Below are 623 nucleotides of genomic sequence, written 5' to 3' on the forward strand. Positions count from 1 at the left end.
ATATTACGATGAGGTTGGAAAGCCCCACTTAAAGGATGGGCGTTTTATCTCTATCACCCATTCCCACAACTTTACAGGGATCATAGTTTCGGACCGGTTAGAAGTTGGTATCGATATAGAAATGCAACGGGATAAGATCCTTAAAATTGCCAGTAAATATACCCCTTTGGAGGAGTATAAAACGGTGGCCAACCCCGATGCCTTAATCAGAAAACTCACCATTGTATGGGGTGCCAAGGAGTCCCTCTATAAAATTTGCGCCCAAAAGGGAATAAGTTTCCTGCACCATATGGATATTACAGACTTTTCCCTCTCCGATTCACAAACTACTGGAAGCATTATATATAAGGGGAAATCTTCCAATTATGATATTAATTTCTTGGAATTTGAAGGATATACCTGTGTATATGCCATAAAAACCCAAGAATAATGGACCGCTACCAACTAAATGCCCCTTTTGCTGCCTCGGTCTTTTGGGGTGGTCTGCTTAATGTCAATTGCTATACAGGGATGAAAGACCCCGTAATTGTTCCACTTTACCGACATAGATATGGAGCTTATTTTTGATTGGCTCTTTTCTCAATATCGAGATATCCCCACCCATCTTATTGTGCTAGAGCTGG

At 41.1% G+C, this 623-nt stretch carries 1 protein-coding gene; it reads left to right on the plus strand.

Going from position 1 to position 623, the window contains the following annotated elements; all coding sequences use genetic code 11:
- Window positions 1-430 (plus strand): 4'-phosphopantetheinyl transferase family protein (locus tag F1E73_RS17275; RefSeq protein WP_150452695.1); only part of this gene is annotated, 430 nt, incomplete at its 5' end.
- Between the last annotated feature and the right edge of the window lie 193 nt (window positions 431-623).

It is taken from the genome of Arenibacter lacus (assembly GCF_008711145.1).
Taxonomy (GTDB): Bacteria; Bacteroidota; Bacteroidia; order Flavobacteriales; family Flavobacteriaceae; genus Arenibacter; species Arenibacter amylolyticus.